The organism is Conexibacter woesei DSM 14684, assembly GCF_000025265.1.
Classification (GTDB): domain Bacteria; phylum Actinomycetota; class Thermoleophilia; order Solirubrobacterales; family Solirubrobacteraceae; genus Conexibacter; species Conexibacter woesei.
Genome location: NC_013739.1, coordinates 4,206,369 through 4,222,985, shown reverse-complemented (window position 1 = coordinate 4,222,985; position 16,617 = coordinate 4,206,369). Strand labels below are relative to the sequence as shown.

At 72.1% G+C, this 16,617-nt stretch carries 15 protein-coding genes; 7 read left to right on the top strand and 8 right to left on the bottom strand.

Annotated elements, in window-relative coordinates:
• Window positions 1-7: 7 nt before the first annotated feature.
• Complete coding sequence (locus CWOE_RS19950; RefSeq protein ID WP_012935447.1) at window positions 8-2,620, top strand: GH116 family glycosyl hydrolase; 2,613 nt, start codon at window positions 8-10, stop codon at window positions 2,618-2,620.
• On the opposite strand, the gene CWOE_RS19945 is transcribed toward CWOE_RS19950, so the two are convergent.
• From CWOE_RS19945 to CWOE_RS19935, 3 genes are read right to left on the bottom strand one after another with little or no spacing between them, the layout of a single operon-like run.
• Window positions 2,601-3,380 (bottom strand): NAD(P)H-dependent oxidoreductase, encoded by a 780-nt coding sequence (locus CWOE_RS19945; RefSeq protein WP_012935446.1) that lies wholly within the window; start codon window positions 3,378-3,380, stop codon window positions 2,601-2,603. The two genes, CWOE_RS19950 and CWOE_RS19945, sit on opposite strands and share 20 nt — an antisense overlap.
• Window positions 3,377-4,207: an SDR family NAD(P)-dependent oxidoreductase gene (locus tag CWOE_RS19940; protein WP_012935445.1), complete on the bottom strand. Its 831-nt coding sequence runs from the start codon at window positions 4,205-4,207 to the stop codon at window positions 3,377-3,379. The genes CWOE_RS19945 and CWOE_RS19940 overlap by 4 nt, the downstream gene beginning before the upstream one ends.
• Window positions 4,204-5,157: a hydroxymethylglutaryl-CoA lyase gene (locus CWOE_RS19935; RefSeq protein WP_012935444.1), complete on the bottom strand. Its 954-nt coding sequence runs from the start codon at window positions 5,155-5,157 to the stop codon at window positions 4,204-4,206. Before CWOE_RS19935 ends, CWOE_RS19940 begins: the two co-directional genes overlap by 4 nt.
• 21 nt (window positions 5,158-5,178) lie before the next feature.
• Between CWOE_RS19935 and CWOE_RS19930 the strand changes: the two genes are divergently transcribed.
• Complete coding sequence (locus CWOE_RS19930; protein WP_012935443.1) at window positions 5,179-6,405, top strand: CaiB/BaiF CoA transferase family protein; 1,227 nt, start codon at window positions 5,179-5,181, stop codon at window positions 6,403-6,405.
• Window positions 6,406-6,414: 9 nt separating this feature from the next.
• Here CWOE_RS19930 and CWOE_RS31115 read toward each other — a convergent pair whose 3' ends face one another.
• A complete protein-coding gene (locus tag CWOE_RS31115; protein WP_012935442.1) occupies window positions 6,415-7,215 on the bottom strand; it encodes an IclR family transcriptional regulator in 801 nt (266 codons plus the stop codon).
• A gap of 92 nt (window positions 7,216-7,307) precedes the next feature.
• Here CWOE_RS31115 and CWOE_RS31110 point away from each other — a divergent pair, with 92 nt between their 5' ends.
• Genes CWOE_RS31110 through CWOE_RS19900 form a run of 4 tightly spaced genes read left to right on the top strand, consistent with a single transcriptional unit; the run spans window position 7,308 to window position 11,959 of the window.
• The gene (locus CWOE_RS31110; RefSeq protein WP_012935441.1) at window positions 7,308-9,323 is read left to right on the top strand and encodes an oxidoreductase; all 2,016 of its coding nucleotides are present in this window, start codon (window positions 7,308-7,310) and stop codon (window positions 9,321-9,323) included.
• A complete protein-coding gene (locus CWOE_RS19910; protein ID WP_012935440.1) occupies window positions 9,316-10,059 on the top strand; it encodes a maleate cis-trans isomerase family protein in 744 nt (247 codons plus the stop codon). The genes CWOE_RS31110 and CWOE_RS19910 overlap by 8 nt, the downstream gene beginning before the upstream one ends.
• Before the next feature lie 2 nt (window positions 10,060-10,061).
• A complete protein-coding gene (locus CWOE_RS19905) occupies window positions 10,062-10,658 on the top strand; it encodes an isochorismatase family protein (RefSeq protein ID WP_012935439.1) in 597 nt (198 codons plus the stop codon).
• Between the two features lie 5 nt (window positions 10,659-10,663).
• Window positions 10,664-11,959: an ABC transporter substrate-binding protein gene (locus tag CWOE_RS19900; protein ID WP_081425436.1), complete on the top strand. Its 1,296-nt coding sequence runs from the start codon at window positions 10,664-10,666 to the stop codon at window positions 11,957-11,959.
• A gap of 98 nt (window positions 11,960-12,057) precedes the next feature.
• Here CWOE_RS19900 and CWOE_RS19895 read toward each other — a convergent pair whose 3' ends face one another.
• The 4 genes from CWOE_RS19895 to CWOE_RS19880 are packed head-to-tail and all read right to left on the bottom strand — an operon-like array spanning window position 12,058 to window position 15,734.
• A complete protein-coding gene (locus CWOE_RS19895) occupies window positions 12,058-12,807 on the bottom strand; it encodes an ABC transporter ATP-binding protein (RefSeq protein ID WP_012935437.1) in 750 nt (249 codons plus the stop codon).
• Window positions 12,804-13,595: an ABC transporter ATP-binding protein gene (locus CWOE_RS19890; RefSeq protein WP_012935436.1), complete on the bottom strand. Its 792-nt coding sequence runs from the start codon at window positions 13,593-13,595 to the stop codon at window positions 12,804-12,806. Before CWOE_RS19890 ends, CWOE_RS19895 begins: the two co-directional genes overlap by 4 nt.
• Window positions 13,588-14,556, bottom strand: a complete 969-nt coding sequence (locus tag CWOE_RS19885; RefSeq protein WP_012935435.1) for a branched-chain amino acid ABC transporter permease — start codon at window positions 14,554-14,556, stop codon at window positions 13,588-13,590. The genes CWOE_RS19890 and CWOE_RS19885 overlap by 8 nt, the downstream gene beginning before the upstream one ends.
• 11 nt (window positions 14,557-14,567) lie before the next feature.
• The gene (locus CWOE_RS19880; protein WP_236262127.1) at window positions 14,568-15,734 is read right to left on the bottom strand and encodes a branched-chain amino acid ABC transporter permease; all 1,167 of its coding nucleotides are present in this window, start codon (window positions 15,732-15,734) and stop codon (window positions 14,568-14,570) included.
• 62 nt (window positions 15,735-15,796) lie between these two features.
• On the opposite strand from CWOE_RS19880, the gene CWOE_RS31105 reads away from it, so the two are divergent.
• Window positions 15,797-16,615, top strand: a complete 819-nt coding sequence (locus tag CWOE_RS31105; protein WP_012935433.1) for a FadR/GntR family transcriptional regulator — start codon at window positions 15,797-15,799, stop codon at window positions 16,613-16,615.
• Window positions 16,616-16,617 lie beyond the last annotated feature (2 nt).

Below are 16,617 nucleotides of genomic sequence, written 5' to 3'. Positions count from 1 at the left end.
AGGCGCAGTGACCGACGAGCCGACCAACTCCCGCTTCGCGGGCGACGCGCGCCGCGCCACGGCGCTGCCGCTCGGCGGCGTCGGCGCGGGCCACGTCGCGCTGCACGGCGACGGCTCGCTGCGCCAGTGGCAGCTCCACGGCCGGCCGAATCACACCGCGTTCGCGCCCGGCGCGCTGTTCGCCGTGCGCGCCTGCTGCATCGAGCCGCCGGCCGACGTGCGCCGGGTCCTGCAGACCGCGCCGCCGCCGGCTGCCGCAGACCCCGCGCCGTGCGTGGACGACGACCACGTTCCGGACGGGCTGACCGATCCGCTCGCCGTCTGGCCGCCGATGGCGAGCAGCGCGCTGTCGGTCGCCTACCCGTTCGCGCGCGTGGCGTTCGACGACCCCGAGCTTCCGCTGGCGGTCGAGCTGGAGGCGCACACGCCGTTCGTCCCGTTGGACGACGCCGACAGCGGCCTGCCGCTCGTCGTCTTCAGTGCGCGGTTGCGCAACAGCGGCACGGAGCAGCTGCACGGCTGGCTGCTCGCGACGCTGCCGAACCTGATCGGCTGGGACGGGCTGACGGAGTTCCGCGACGGGCGCTGCAGCGTGCTCGGCGGCAACGTCAACCGGATCGTGCGCGATGGCGAGCGGACCGCGGTCGTGATGGACAACCCGTCGCTCGCGGAGGACGACCCGCGCTTCGGCGAGATGGCGCTGTCCTCGACGGCGCCGTGCGTCCCGCTGCCGCGCTTCGCCGATGTCGCCGACGCGCTGCGCATCGCGCAGACGCTGAAGCTGCTCGCGCCGAGCCAGCGGGGCGACTTCTCGCCGGAGGCGGTGCGCGCGGCGGTGCGCGACCACCAGCCGCCGCCGGGGCCGGTCGGCGCGAGCCCGGCCGGGACGACCTGGGGCGGCGGGCTCGCGCTGCCGTTCGCGCTGGCGCCCGGGGAGGAGACGACGATCGAGGTCGTGCACGCCTGGTGGTTGCCGAACCGGCTCGCGGACTTCGACCAGTTCGGCCCCGAGCGCGGCCTGAACCGCCACCGGCTGTGGCTCGGCAACGCCTACGCCGAGCGGCACCGCGGCGTGCTGCAAGTGCTCGGCCACCACGCGCGCGAACGCGACGAGCTGCTGGCGGCGTCGCGTGCGTGGGCGCAGTCGACCGCGACGGCCACGCTGCCGCAGCCGGTGCGGGAGCTGCTCGACGTGCAGGCGTCGCTGATCCGGTCGCCGACGCTGATGGTCACCGGCGACGGCCGCTGCTACGGCTTCGAGGGCGGCCTCGGCGCGTCGACGACGAACTGGAACGGCGACTGGGGCGGCTCCTGCCCGCTCACGTGCACGCACGTCTACAACTACGAGCAGGCGCTCTCGCGGCTGTTCCCCCGCTTGGCGCGGACGATGCGCGAGGTCGAGCTCGACCACGTCCTCGGCGACGACGGCTCGCTGCCGCACCGCGTCGTGCTGCCGCTGTGGCTGCCCCAGCTGCACGGGGTCGCGATCGGCGGGCCGGCTGCGCCGGCGCTCGACGGGATGCTCGGCGCGGTCCTGAAGACCTATCGCGAGGCGCGGCAGGGCGGCGGCGAAGCGTGGCTCGCCGACCGCTGGGACGCGCTGGTGCGGCTGATGGACCACGTCGACCGCACCTGGAACAGCGCGGGCGACGGCGTGCTGCGCGGCGAGCAGCCGTGCACGTACGACATCGCACTGCACGGACCGAATCTGCTCATCGGCGGCCTCTGGCTGGCGGCGCTGCGGTCGATGGAGGAGATCGCGCTGCGGCTCGGGGTCGCCGGCGCGGCCGGCTACCGCGTCCGCTTCGAGCAGGCGCGCGGCGGCTACGAGAAGCTGTTCAACGGCGAGTACTACGCGCAGCCGGTGACCGGCGAGCCGCACGACTTCGGCGACGGCTGCCTGTCGGACCAGCTGCTGGGCCAGTGGTGGGCGCACCAGCTGGAGCTCGGGCACCTGCTCGACCCCGAGCGCGTCCGCAGCGCGTTGCGCGCGATCGTCGCCCACAATCTGCGAGAGGGCTTCGGCGCGCGCGTCGCGGACGAGCAGCCGCCCGGCCACCGGGTCTTCGCCGACGGCGAGGACAGCGGGCTCGTCGTCTGCTCGTGGCCGCGCGGCGGCCGGCCGGACGTCCCGCTGCGGTACTGCGACGAGGTCTGGAGCGGCGTCGAGTACGCCGTCGCCGCGCACTGCATCGACGAGGGGCTGGAGGACGAGGGGCTGGCGCTGGTCGAGGCGGTTCGCCGCCGGCACGACGGCACGCGGCGCAACCCCTACAACGAGATCGAGTGCGGCGACCACTACGCCCGCGCGATGTCCGGCTGGTCTGTGCTGGAGGCGCTGACCGGCTTCCGCTACGACGCGCTCGCCCGCCGCATCGCCCTGCGCGGCCGCGCAGGGCGCTTCCCGTTCGTCGCCGGAACCGCCTGGGGCACGATCGCGGTCGGCGACGCGGGAGACGTCGAGCTGACGGTCTCGCGCGGCGAGCTGGAGCTGGACGTCGTCGCGGTCACCGACGGCACGGGGTCAGAGCGCACGCACGCTGTCGGCCGCCGCATCGGCGCCGGCCGGTCGCTGGCGCTCGGAGAGCCGGGCGGCGCGCCTACGGACGGGCGCGCATGAACTGCGTGTGGCCGGGCGCGCCCGGGATCAGGCGGCCGTCCTCGTCCCAGTCCTCCCAGCCGCTGAACGCCATCGGCTCGGTCGCCTCGATCGTCCTCAGCCGCTCGACGAGCGCGGCCTCGTGTCCGGCAAGCCGCGCCCGCACGGCGTCGGCGTCGGAGTAGAGGACGCCGGACTCGACGCCGAACGCCACGAACGGCGGCAGCACCGCGTAGCCGACGAAGTACAACGAGAAGCACATCGGCCACAGCAGCAGGTCGATGTCGCCGTTGCGGCCGTTGTACGCGAACGTCTCCTGCGGCCCGCCGGTCGTCACCGACAGCAGCGCGCGGCGGCCACGGTAGCGCCCGCGGTCGTAGCGCATCCTGCTCGTGTAGGTCCCGCCGTACGTGAGGACGCGGTCCAGCCAGCCCTTCAGGATCGCCGGCGGCTGGTACCACCACATCGGGTACTGGAGCACGAGAAGGTCGGCGCGGTCGAGCTTGTCGATCTCCGCCTGCACGTCGTCCGGCGCCCGTCCCGCGTCGGCGGCGTGGCGCTGCTCGGTCTGGGGCCGGAAGCAGTCCGGGTCGTGGCGGACGGCGTAGTGCTCCGGCGCTTCGAGCGGATCGAAGCCGGTCGCGTAGAGGTCCGACGTCTCGACCTCGTAGCCGCGCTCCACGAGCGTGCGTGCGGTCAGCCGCGCGAGGTGGGCGTTGAACGACGCGTCCGGCTCGGGGTGCGCGAGGACGACGACGGCGCGTGGCGTCACGTCGCTCACGCCGCTTCGCGCTCCGGAACGACCGGAAAGCTCGAGACGGGGAAGCGCTCGACCTGCGGCGAGCGCTGCTGCGCGAGCACGCCGCCGTCGACCACGAGCTTGGCGCCCGTCACGTACGCCGCGTCGTCGGATGCGAGGAAGACGGCGGGACCGGCGAGGTCCTCGGGCAGGCCGGCGCGCTGGAGCGGCACCGTCGCGTCGGTGGCGTCGAGCAGCTCCTGCGGCACGTCGGTGCGGTTCGGTGCGATCAGCCCGGGGACGAGCGTGACGACGCGGATGCCGTACGGCGCGAGGTCGAGCGCGAGCGCCCGCGCGAGCGCCTCGATCCCGCCCTTGGACGCGTCGTAGGGCACCATCCCGCGATGTGACTTCGTCGCGCCGCCGCTCGACGTCGCGATGATCACGCCGGAGCGCTTGGGCGCCATGATGCGCGCGGCCCGCAGCGAGCAGAGGAAGTGGCCCTTGAGGTTGACGTCGATCATGCGGTCCCACCATGCCTCGTCGGCCTCCAGCACGTGGCGGATCGCATCGGCCGTGTAGGCGGCGTTGTTGACCATGATGTCGACGTCGTCGAACGTCTCGAGCGTCCTGTCGAAGAGCCGGTCGACCTCGTCGCTGCTGGCGACGTCGGTCGGGACGGCAAGCGCATCGTAGCCCTCGGACGCGATCGCGTCCGCGGCGGCTTCCACGCGCTCGGCGTTGATGTCGGCGAGCACCACCTTGGCGCCCTCCCGCGCGTAGCGGCGCGCGATCGCCAACCCGATCCCCTGGCCCGCCCCGGTGATGATCGCGACCTTGCCCTCGAGCTTCTGGCTCTCCGTGCTCATCTCTTGCTTCCTCTGCTTGCGGTGGTCATGACCGGCGGCGGGAAGCCGCCGGCGCGGTGCAGCTGGCCCGGCAGGTCCGTGCCGAGAACGCCCTCGAGCCAGATCGAGACCTCGATCAGCGCGTCGAGGTCGATCCCGGTCGAGACCCCTTCGCCGTGCAGCAGGTACACGAGGTCCTCGGTCGCGATGTTGCCGGTCGCGCCGGGTGAGAATGGGCAGCCGCCGAGCCCGCCGATCGAGGCGTCCAGCAGCTGCGCGCCCGCTTCGAGCGCGGCGTACGCGTTCGCGTAGCCGGTGTTGCGCGTGTTGTGCAGGTGCACGCCGACGCGCCCGCCGCATGCGCGTCCGCCGGCCACCAGCCGGCGGACCTGCGCCGGCACGCCGACGCCGATCGTGTCGGCGAAGACGACCTCGTCGGCGCCGCCGTCGATCACGCGGGCGGCGTAGTCGAGCACGACGCCCGGGTCGACGACGCCCTCGAACGGGCATCCGAACGCCGCCGCGATCGTGACGCTGGCGCTGCGCCCGTCCGCGTGCGCGCGCTCGACGATCGCGAGCGCGGCCGCGCACGACTGCGCGGGGGAGGCGTTCTGGTTGCGGCGGTTGAGCTCCTCGCTCGCGGCGAACGCGACGTGCACCTCGTCGAGGTCCGCGGCGGCGAGCCGCTCGTAGCCGCGCTCGTTGAGCACGAGCGCGGCGCGGCGGAGGCCGGGCGAGCGGGCGAGGCCCTTCGCCACCTCGTCGGCGCCTGCCATCGCCGGGACGCGCCGCTCGTTCACGAACGAGGTCGTCTCCAGCCGCGGCACGCCGGTGCGGGAGAGGCGCTCGACCAGCTCGATGCGGTCACGAACGCCGAGGAGCGTCGGATGGTTCTGGAGCCCGTCGCGCGGGCCGACCTCGCAGATCTCGACGCCGGCGGGTTGTTGGAAATCGTTGGACGTAGGCTTCATTCGTATGGTATGACCATACGCATGCAGCTTTCTGATGTCAAACCAACACCCGGCCCGCTCGCCGGCCTGCGCGTGCTCGAACTGGGGCAGCTCCTCGCGGGTCCGTACGCCGGGCGCCTGCTCGCCGAGATGGGCGCCGAGGTCCTGAAGATCGAGGCTCCGGAGCGCCCCGACCCGCTGCGCGAGTGGGGGCACGCCCGTTACAGGGGCCGCTCGCTGTGGTGGCCGGTCCAGTCGCGCAACAAGAAGTTCGTCACGCTCAACCTGCGTGAGCACCGCGGGCAGGAGCTGATGCTGGAGCTGGTGCAGCAGAGCGACGTCGTGCTCGAGAACTTCCGTCCCGGAACGCTCGAGCGCTGGAACCTCGGATACGAGCAGCTGGCCGCCGTCAACCCGGGGGTCGTCCTCTGCCGCGTCTCGGGCTACGGCCAGACCGGTCCCTACGCCGGCCGCCCGGGCTACGCGTCGGTCGCCGAGGCGATGGGCGGCCTGCGCTACATCTCCGGCTTCCCCGGCGAGGCGCCGCCGCGCTCGGCGATCTCGCTCGGCGACTCGCTCGCCGGCATCTTCGCCGCGTACGGGATCCTGCTCGCGCTGTACGAGCGCCAGGCGCGCGGCGACGGGATCGGTCAGGTGGTCGACGTCTCGCTGGTCGAGGCGTGCTTCGCGTTGATGGAGGGCGCCCTTCCGGAGTACGACCGGCTCGGGATCGTGCGCGAGCCGAACGGGACGAGCCTCAAGGGCGTCGCGCCGTCGAACATCTTCCGCACCCGCGACGGCAAGTGGATGATCATCGCCGCCAACCAGGACACGCTCTTCCGCCGGCTGGCGGACGCGATGGGGCGGCCGGAGCTGGCGACCGACGAGCGCTTCGACACGCACCTCGCGCGCGGCGCCAACCAGGAGGAGCTCGACGGGATCATCGCGGACTGGGCGGAGGACTACGACGCCGCGGCGCTCGACGCGCTGCTCGACGACGGCGGCGTCGTCTGCGGCCCGGTCTACAGCATCGCCGACATCGCCGCGGATCCGCAGTTCGCCGCGCGCGACATGCTCCTGCGCCACGACGACCCGGAGTTCGGCGAGTACGTCGGACCGGGCGTCGTGCCGAAGCTGTCGCGCACCCCCGGCGGCGTGCGCTGGTCCGCGTCATGGGAGCACGGCGAGCACAACGACGAGGTGTACGGGGGGCTGCTCGGCCTCGCGGCCGGCGTGCGCGGCGAGCTGCGTCGCGAGGGGGTGATCTGAGCGCGAACGTCAGGCCGAGCGCTCGTGACCCAGCAGCCTCGACAGCTCGTCGGCGGCGTCGCCGACGAGCTGGATCAGGCTCGCCCGCTGCGCGGGCTGGTAGCGGACGCTCGGGATCGCGATCGTGAGGCTGCCGATCACGCCGCGGCCGCGCTGGAAGACCGGCGCGGCGATGCCGACGGAGTCGGCGAGCAGCTCGCCTCTGGTCAGGTCGTGACCGCGGGCGCGCACCTTGCGCAGCTCCTTCGCGAACTCCGCCGGATCTCCGAGCTGCTGCCCGCCGACCGGCGACGGCTGCGGATCCGCGAGCACCGCCTGCAGCTCGTCGTCGGGCAGCTCGGCCAGGATCACGCGACCCGAGCTGCCCCATGTCGGCGGCAGCGGCACGTTGCCGGCGACCTCGAAGCGCAGGGGGTGGTGGGACTGCACCTGCTCGACGAACATCGTCTTGCGGGTGTCGGGGTCGTAGACGGCGAGCAGGCAGGTCTCGCCACAGGCCGCGACGACCCGCTCCATGATCGGCAGCGCGAGCGACGCGGTGCTGCTGCGAGCGACGATCAGCGCTGCCAGGCGATGCAGCTCCGGTCCGACGCGATAGGTGCGCGCGACCGGGTCCGACTCGACGATCCCGTCGCGCTTCAGCAGCTGCAGCAGCCGGTGGACGGTGCTCGACGGCAGGTCCATCTGCGCTGTCAGCTGGCCCACGGACACGGCGTCGTCCGTCTGCGCGATGCACTGGATCAGGCGCACCGTGCGCGCCACCGTGCCCTGCGCCGCCGCCGGCGCGTCTGATGTCTGCCTGGTTGACATCTGTCGAGGGCGAAGACTACTATGCCCAATCAACGGGATGCGATCCCGCTCAGCGGGATAGCAATGACGCAACGGCCGGAGGGAACGCAGAAATGTCACCTGAGCGCTATGAACGACTGCTGGCGCCGCTCGAGCTCAAGCCCGGCCTCACGCTGCGCAACCGCATCGTCATGACGGGCCACACCGACGTGCTCGCGGCGAACCGGGCGCCGTCGGAGCGGCAGACGGCGTACCTGGCGCGGCGCGCCGAGGGCGGCGTCGGGCTCCTCATCACCGGCGGCGCCGGCGTGCACCCGACCAGCGGCGCGTTCGAGGAGATGCCGGACCCGAACCCCAGCGACCCGGCGGTGCTCGATCTCTTCGCGCACCAGGTCGAGGCGATCAAGGCGCACGGCAGCGTCGTGATCGGTCAGCTCTACCACTGCGGCGGGCAGTCCGCGACCGACTACTTCACCGAGCTGCCGATGTGGGCGCCGTCCGAAGGCCGCGGGATGCTCTCCGACCTGATCGCGCATGCGATGACGCAGCGCGAGATCGCCGAGGTCGTCGAGTCGTTCGTGTCGGGCGCGGTCAACTACCAGCGCGCCGGCTTCGACGGCGTCGAGATCCACGGGAGCCACGGCTACCTGATCCAGCAGTTCATCTCGCCGCTGACGAACCGGCGCACCGACGAGTACGGGGGGTCGCTGGCGAACCGGCTGCGCTTCGCGATCGAGATCCTCGCGGCGGTGCGAGCCGCGACGGGCCCGGACTTCGTCGTCGGCTACCGCCATTGCGCGGTCGAGCGGATGCCCGGCGGCTTCGGTCTCGACGAGGCCGTCGAGGTCGCGCGCCGGCTCGACGCGACGGGCCTGATCGACTACCTCTCGGTCAGCAACGGCACGCACGAGTCCTACGAGGAGCTGATCCCGTCCGTCTACGTGCCGCAGGGCAAGCCGGCCGGCTACTCGGAGCGGATCACGGCGCAGGTCGACGTCCCCGTGATCACGGTCGGGCGGATCAACCACCCGCGCATCGGCGAGGAGCTGCTCGCGTCCGGCGCGGCCGACCTGGTCGGCATGCTGCGCGCGCTGATCGCCGACCCCGACTTGCCCAAGCGGATCGAGGCCGGCGACCTGCACGGGACGCGGCCGTGCATCGGGCTCAACGTCTGCGCCACGCGCATCCACCTCAACGTCCCGCTGCGCTGCGGCGTGAACCCGCGCGCCGCGCTGGAGGACCTGCCCGAGCCCGACGTCCCCGGCGCCGGTCGGCGGATCGCGATCGTCGGGGGCGGCCCGGCGGGCCTGGAGGCGGCTGTCACCGCGGCGGAGCAGGGCGCCGAGGTGACCCTGTACGAGGGCGGCCAGCGCGTCGGCGGCATGCTGCTGGCCGCCAGCCGCTTCCCGGTCAAGGCAGAGTTCGCCGGGATGGTCGAGTTCTACGAGGAGCGGATCGCGGAGGCGGGCGTCGACGTGCGGCTGCGCGCCGAGGTCGACGCGCTCGAGCCGCTGCTCGACGAGCACGACGCCGTCGTGGTCGCGACCGGCGCCCGGCGTGACGCCAGCCCCTGGCACGACCGCTCGCTCGAGCCCGACCTGCCGTACGACGGGCCGCTCTACCGCGGCAGCCTTGCCGAGCTGGCGGCGCACGACGTCCGCGGCCGCCGCATCGTGCTCGTGCACAGCGAGCGCAACGACCACGCCGCGCTGACGCTGGCGCATCATCTGCTGACGGCCGGCGCGGACCTCCGCATCGTCTCCAGCTTCGGGTCGCTGACGGCGGCGATGGACCAGCCGTTCGAGCACTTCTTCAGCAAGCTGCTGGCCGCGCACGGCACGCCCGTCTACGCGCCGGCGGCGGTGCTGCCGTCGAGCGGCAACCGCGTCGTGATCGACCACTGGGGGCTGCGTGAGCGGATCGAGCTGGACGACGTCGACTGGGTCGTCAGCTCGGGCCGCCGGCGCACGAGCCTGCCCGCCGACGCGCGCGCCCTGTTCGACGCCGGACGGCCGGTCCAGATGATCGGCGACTGCGTCGCGCCGCGCGGGCTCGAACAGGCGATCCGGGAGGGCCGCGGGGCGGCGCTCGAAGCGATCGCCGCGGTCGCGGTGCCCGCCAATGCCTGACGCGGCCGCCTGGCGGGCGAAGTTCGCGACGATCGTCCCGTCGACGAACACCGTCGTCGAGCACGACTACAACGACATCCGGCCCGCGGGGATCACGTTCCACGCGGGGCGGATGCACATCGCCGACGGGTCGCTCGGCTCCGACGACGACTTCGAGGCGCTGCTGGAGCAGATCCGCGCCTCGCTCGGCGTGGCGATCCGCGACGTGCTCACGTGCGAGCCCGACTACATGGTCATGGGCATGTCCGCCGAGACGTTCTGGGGCGGCACGGCAGGCAACGAGCGCTTCGAGCGGCGCGTGCGGGAGGCGACCGGGCTCGACGTCACGACCGGCGCGACGGCCTGCCGCGAGGCGCTGCGGCGGTTCGGTGCGGAGCGGATCGCGGTGATCTCCCCGTACCAGCCGATCGCCGACGAGAACGTCACGCGCTTCTTCGAGGAGTCCGGCTTCCGCGTGCACGCGTTCAAGGGTCTGCGCTGCCCGTCGGCGACCGCGATCGCGCACGTCAGCGAGCGCGAGCTGGTCGACGTGCTGCGGGAGCTCGACGACCCGCGCGTCGACGCGATCGTCCAGGTCGGCACGAACCTGTCGATGGTGCGTCTCGCGGACGAGGCCGAGCGCTGGCTCGGCAAGCGCGTCCTGGCGATCAACGCGGCGACGATGTGGCACGCGCTGCGGGCGAACGGCTACGACGACTCGTTCCGCCGCTTCGGCTCGCTGCTGCGGGAGTTCTGACGATGCGGCCCGGACTGCTGGTCGTCGACCTGAGTCTGGGCTTCACCGAGCGCGCGTCGCCGCTGGCATGCGACGCGGAGGACGCGGTGCGCGCGAGCGCGCAGTTGCTCGACCGCGCTCGCGCCGCCGGCGCGCCGGTCCTCTTCACGACGGTCGCATACGGCGAGGACGATCTCGCGACCGCGGCGACGTTCATGGAGAAGGTGCCGGGGCTGCGGGCGCTCCGGCTCGGTGACCGCCTGACCGAGATCGACCCGCGGCTGGCGCCGGCCCCCGGCGAGCCGGTGCTGCGGAAGCTGTTCGCTTCGGCGTTCTTCGGCACCGGCCTCGCAGCGCGGCTGCGTGCGGCGGACGTCGACACGCTGCTCGTCACGGGCGCGTCGACGTCCGGGTGCGTGCGCGCCAGCGCCGTCGACGCGCTCCAGCACGGCTTCCGGCCGCTGGTCGTGCGCGACGCCGTGGCCGACCGCGACGCCGCCGCGCACATACAGAGCCTGCGCGATCTCGACGCGAAGTACGCCGACGTGATCGCGCTCGAGCGGGCGCTGGAGATCCTTGACCCGCGACGGCACTACACGGGACACCACGAGGAGAGGTGAAGTCCATGAGGAGAGCTCATTGGGTGTTGTTGATCGCGCTGGTAACCGGCGCTGCGCTGCTGACCGCCGGCTGCGGCGGAAGCAGCAGCAGCGGCGGGAAGGACGGCTCGCTCGATCTCGTGATCGGCGACTCCGCACCGCTCAGCGGCGATCTCGCCGACTTCGGCCCGCCGACGCAGAAGGCCGCCGATCTGGCGATGGCGCAGATCGACGCGGCGATCGAGAGAGCGGGCGTCGACCACAACGTGTCGCTCGTCCACGAGGACAACTGCGGCGGCTCGGACCAGCAGTGCGCCGTGCAGGCGACGCGCAAGCTCGCCACGTCGGACAAGTCGACCTGCATCGCCGGACCGTGGGCGTCCTCTGACGTCGTCCCGGCGGCGGAGTCGGTCGCGATCCCGGAGGAGGTCGTGCTGATGCTGCCGGCGTCGACGGGCGCCGCGATCACGGACCTGAAGGACGGGCCCGGCTTCGTCAACCGCACGGCCTACCGCGACTCGTTCCAGGGCTCGGCGCTCGCCAACTACGTCGCCAAGGCGCTCGGCGGCGCCGCCGGCAAGACGGTCAACATCGGCGCGCGCAACGACGCGTATGGCACGGGCCTCGCCGAGACGTTCCAGGCCGCGTGGGAGAAGCTCGGCGGCAAGGTCGGCGAGAAGGTCGTCTACGACGTCGATCTGGCGTCCTACGACACCGAGGCCGAGCGGATCACGTCCGGCGACCCGGACGGCACGGTCATCCTCGACTTCCCCGAGACCTACAACAAGGTCGGGCCCGCGCTGGCACGGACGGGGAAGCTCGACGTCGCGACGACGTTCATGCCCGACGGGATGAGCGCGCCCGCCGTCATCAAGAGCGCCGGCGCGAACGCGACGGTCGGCATCCGCGGGACGGTCCCGGGCCTGCCGAAGGGCGACCCGGGCTACGTCGCCTTCGACAAGGCCTACAGAGCGGCGGCTCCGAAGGACGTCGCCCGGCAGGCCTACGACGCGCAGGCGTTCGACTCAGTGATGCTCTGCTACCTGGCGGCGGCGGCCGCCAGATCGAGCGACGGCCCGGACATCGCGGAGCACATCCGCGCGGTCAGCGGCCCGCCCGGCAAGAAGTACGGCTGGCTCGACCTCGCCGAGGCGATCGAGGCGCTGCAGCGCGGCGAGGAGATCGACTACCAGGGCGTCTCCGGCCCGATCGACCTCGACGACAACGGCGACCCGTCCGCCGGCATATTCGACATCTTCCGGTTCGAGCGTGACGGAACCATGGAGATCGTCGACCAGATCCCGGTGGAGGCGCCGAGCTGACGACGCGGCCCCGCCCGTCCCGGAAGCATCGAGAGCCCGGCGTGAGCCGGGCTCTCTTGCGTCGTGATGCGCCGCGCGGGGCGCCGCTCGCGCTCAGCTCAAGCAGCGGCCGCGGCCGCGCCGCCGAGGTACAGCTCGGCGACCTTGGGGTCGTCGAGCAGGTCGCGCCCGCGACCCTCGAAGCGCTCCTTGCCGAGGTCGAGCACGTAGCCGCGATGCGACGCGGCGAGCGCGCGGCGCGCGTTCTGCTCGACCATCAGGATCGTCACGCCCGCGCGGTTGACCGCCTCGGTCTTCTCGAAGATCGCCTCGACGAACGCCGGCGCGAGGCCGGCGGACGGCTCGTCGAGCAGGATCAGCCGCGGCTCGGGCATCAGCGCCTTCGCCATCGCCACCATCTGGCGCTCGCCGCCGCTCATCGTCCCGGCCGGCTGGTCGCGCCGCTCGCGCAGGCGCGGGAACAGCTCGTACACCCGCTCCTTCTGCGCCGGCATCGTCGTGCGGTCGAGCGCGCCCATCTCGAGGTTCTCCTCGACCGTCAGGCTGCGGAAGACGTTGTCGAGCTGGGGCACGTAGCTGAGGCCGAGCCGCGTGATCAGGTGCGGCTTGCAGCCGCCGATCGACTCGCCGCCGAAGCGGATCTCCCCGGAGCGTGGTCTGAGCAGCCCGAAGATCGTCTTGATCAGCGTCGACTTGCCGGCGCCGTTGGGTCCGACGATCGTCACCATCTCGCCCTCGTGGACGCGGATCGTCGTGCCGTTCAGGATGTTCGCCTCGGGGACGTAGCCGGCGACCAGCTCGTTCGTCTCCAGCAGCAGCGGGGTGGACGGTTCGGCGCCGCCGCTCATGCGATCGCCTTCCGGCCCGCGCCGGCGCCCAGGTAGGCGTCGATCACGGCCGCGTCGGCGCGCACCGCGTGCGGCTCGGCGTCGGCGATCACCCGGCCCTCCGCCATCACAATCACCCGGTCGGCATGGTTCATGACCGCCTCCATGTCGTGCTCGATGAACAGGAACGTGACGCCCTCCTCCCGCCGCAGCCGCTGCATGTGCTCCAGCAGCCGCGCGCCCAGCGTCGGGTTGATCCCGGCGAGCGGCTCGTCGAGCAGCACGAAGCGCGGTTGCGTCATCAAGGCGCGCGCCAGCTCCAGCAGCTTGCGCTGGCCGCCCGAGAGCGTGCCCGCGTAGTCGTGCGCGAGCCGCGTGAGGCTGAAGATCTCGAGCAGCTCGAGCGCCTGCGCGTGCACCTCGCGCTCGCGCCGGCGCCACGCGAACGGGCGCAGAAGCGTCCCGCTGAGGCGCTCGCCGGGCTGATTGGGCGCGGCGAGCATCATGTTGTCGAGCACCGACATCGCGGTCAGCGCCTTCGTCAGCTGGAAGGTCCGGATCATGCCCAGCCGCGCGATCACGTGGGGCGGGCGCCCGTGGATGTCGCGCCCGTCGAACGCGGTGCGCCCGCGATCGGGGCGGTAGAAGCCGGTGATCAGGTTGAAGAACGTCGTCTTGCCGGCGCCGTTGGGGCCGATCAACGCGGTGATCGACGCCTCGCGCACGTCCATCGTCGCGCCGGTGACCGCCCGGATTCCGCCGAAGCTCTTGACGACGTCCTCCGCCTCGAAGATCGCGCGCTCAGTCACCGATCATCATCTCCCGCTTGTTGCCGAACAGACCCTGCGGCCGGAACGCCATCAGCCCGATCAGGAGCAGGCCGAGGACGATGAAGCGCAGCGCCGCGACCTGCGTCTCGGTGATCGGCAGCTCGACGAACCGCAGCCCTTCCAGCACCGTGAACAGCAGCACCGCGCCGACGGCGGCGCCGTAGTAGTTGGCGAGCCCGCCGAGCACGAGGATCGCGAAGCCGAGGAAGGTGAGCGTCGGCTGGAACGCGTCCGGCACGACGAACTTCAGGTTGAGCGCGACGAGGAAGCCGGCGATCGCGCCGATCGTCGCCGACAGCGCGAGCGACTGGAGCTTGTACGCGAAGGCGTTCTTGCCGAGCGCGCGGGCCGCGTCCTCGTCCTCGCGCACGGCGCGCAGGACGCGTCCCCACGGCGTCTTCTGCAGCTGCGTCAAGCCGATCGTGAGCACGATCACCAGCGCCCAGGTGACGAGGAACAGCGGGAACAGGCCCGGGACGTCGGTCCAGCCGAGGCTGACGATGAAGTCCTCGATCGAGCGCGAGAGCGCGTCCCAGTCGGCGGAGAAGCCGCCGATGCCCTGGGCGCCGCCCGTCAGGTCGCGTGCGTTGGAGGCGACGAGCCGGACCGCCTCGGCCGCGGCGATCGTGACGATCGCGAAGTAGTCGGCGCGCAGCCGCAGCGAGGAGAGGCCGACGAGCAGCGCGAACGCGACCGTCGCGAGCACGGCGATCGGCAGCGCGAGCCAGAAGCTCATGTCGTGGTCGGCGACGAGGATCGCCATCGCGTAGGCGCCGATCGCCATGAAGCCTGCCTGGCCGAAGTTCAGGATGCCGGTGAAGCCGACGTTGAGCTGCAGGCCGAGCGCCACGATCGCGTAGATCCCGGCGAGCACGCCGACGCTCGTCCAGAACTCGATGTTGGCGAAGGCGTCGAACGTGACTGCAAAGGGGGGACTCATGAGCAGCTCCTTCATACGGTCCGCGCGCGGCCGAAGATGCCTTCGGGCCGGATCACGAGGACGACGATCAGGACGACGAAGCCGACGATCAGCTTGAGGCCGTCGGGGAGCACCAGCGTCGACCACTCGATCACGAGCCCGAGCACCAGGCCTGCGGTGAGCGCGCCGAACGCGTTGCCGATCCCGCCGAGCACGACGGCGGCGAAGATCGGCAGCAGCAGCTCGAAGCCGAGCTCCGGCTGGAGTTGCGTGACGGCCCCGGCGAAGACGCCGGCCAGGCCCGCCAGGGCGCCGGCGAAGATCCAGGTCCACATGATCACGCGCGAGGTGTCGATCCCGGACGTCTCGGCGAGGTCGCGGCTGTCGGACAGCGCCCGCATCCGCTTGCCGAGCAGCGTGCGCTTCAGCATCAGGCCGGTGGCGAGCAGCGCGGCGACGCCGACGAGCAGCACGATCAGCTGCGTGCGGCCGATCCGCAGGCCGAGGAACGACACGGCGGCGGAGCTGTCGACGCGCAGCTGGCGCAGCTCGGTGCCCCAGGCGAACTGGATCCCGTAGCGGATCACGAAGGCGAGGCCGATCGCCATGATCAGGAGCTGCAGCATGCCGGCGCCGCGGGCGCGCATCGGCGCCCACATTGCGCGCTCCAGCGCGACGCTGAACGCCGCGGTCACGACGATCGCCACGACGACCCCCGCGACGAGCGGCAGTCCCCACGAGACGTTGACGACGTACGCGACGTAGGCGCCGAGCGTGAGCAGGTCGCCGTGGGCGAAGTTGACGAGTCGCAGGATTCCGTAGACGAGCGTCAGCCCGACCGCGCCGAGCGCGTAGATCGCGCCGAGCGAGAGGCCGTTGAGCCCGCGCTGGGCGACGTCATGCAGGCCGTAGTCGAGAATCAGGACCGCGGCGACGTTGCCGACCACCGTCGCGGCGATGGCGGCGGGTCGACCGTCGAGTGAGACGACCGTGGCGATCGTGACGGCGACGATCGTCGCCAGCGCCAGCCATCCGACGGCTGCGTCGGGCTGTTTGTCGAGCGCGACCAGCAGCGCGTCGACGAGGACGATCCCGGCACCGGCGCGTATCGCGCGCGGCGCCGTCGCGAACCAGTTCGCGCTGCGGGCCGGCCATTCGGACAGAGCCCATGCCGGCGGCATCACACGCGTTCTTTCCATGCTCTCCCCGTCGATCGACATGCGTATGGTCTTACCATACCGATGAGTGCTATGCTTGGGAAGTGCCTACGAAGACTGATTCCCACAGCGCGCTCGATGAGGACCGGGGCGAGCGCGCGCAGACGCTGTTCTCCAGCGCGCGGCGGGTGCGATCGTTCGACGACGTGACCGAGCAGATCCGCGACGCGATCCTGTCCGGCGAGGTGGCGCAGGGCGAGCGACTCCCGAGCGAGCGCGAGCTGTGTCAGACGTTCGGCGTCAGCCGAGCGACGCTGCGCGAGGCGCTGCGCTCGCTCGAAGCGCTCGGGCTCCTCGCGATCCGGCCGGGCAAGACCGGCGGCGCGTTCGCCGTGCGACCGTCGGAGTCGACGCTGGGCGATGCGCTCTCGGCGCTGGTCCACATGCGCGGCGCGAGCGCGCAGGATCTTGCCGAGTTCCGCGTCGACTTCGACGGCTGGAACGCCTGGTGGGCCGCGCACCGCGCGGGGCCCGACGACGTCGCGGTGATGAAGGGGCTCGTGCGCGACGCGCGCGAGGCGGTCAAGAGCATCGACCAGGATCTCTCGACCATCGCCGACATCGACTCGCGCTGGCACCAGGCGGTCGCGCGCGCGACGCAGAACAGACTGCGTGTCGGGATCTCGCTGGGGCTGCACGAGCCGATCGGCAGACTGGTCGACGAGCTGCAGCCGGCCGACAGACGCTACGCACGCTCGATCCCGACGGCGCTGGCGAAGGTCACGAAGGCGATCGAGGCGAGAGACGCGGAGGCGGCGCGCGCCGCGATGTGGGCGCACATCGACGAGTGGAACCTGCTCAACCCGCAGGTCGAGCCGAGTCCTGACCGCACGACGACGACGCGCAAGCGCGCGGGGAGATGACG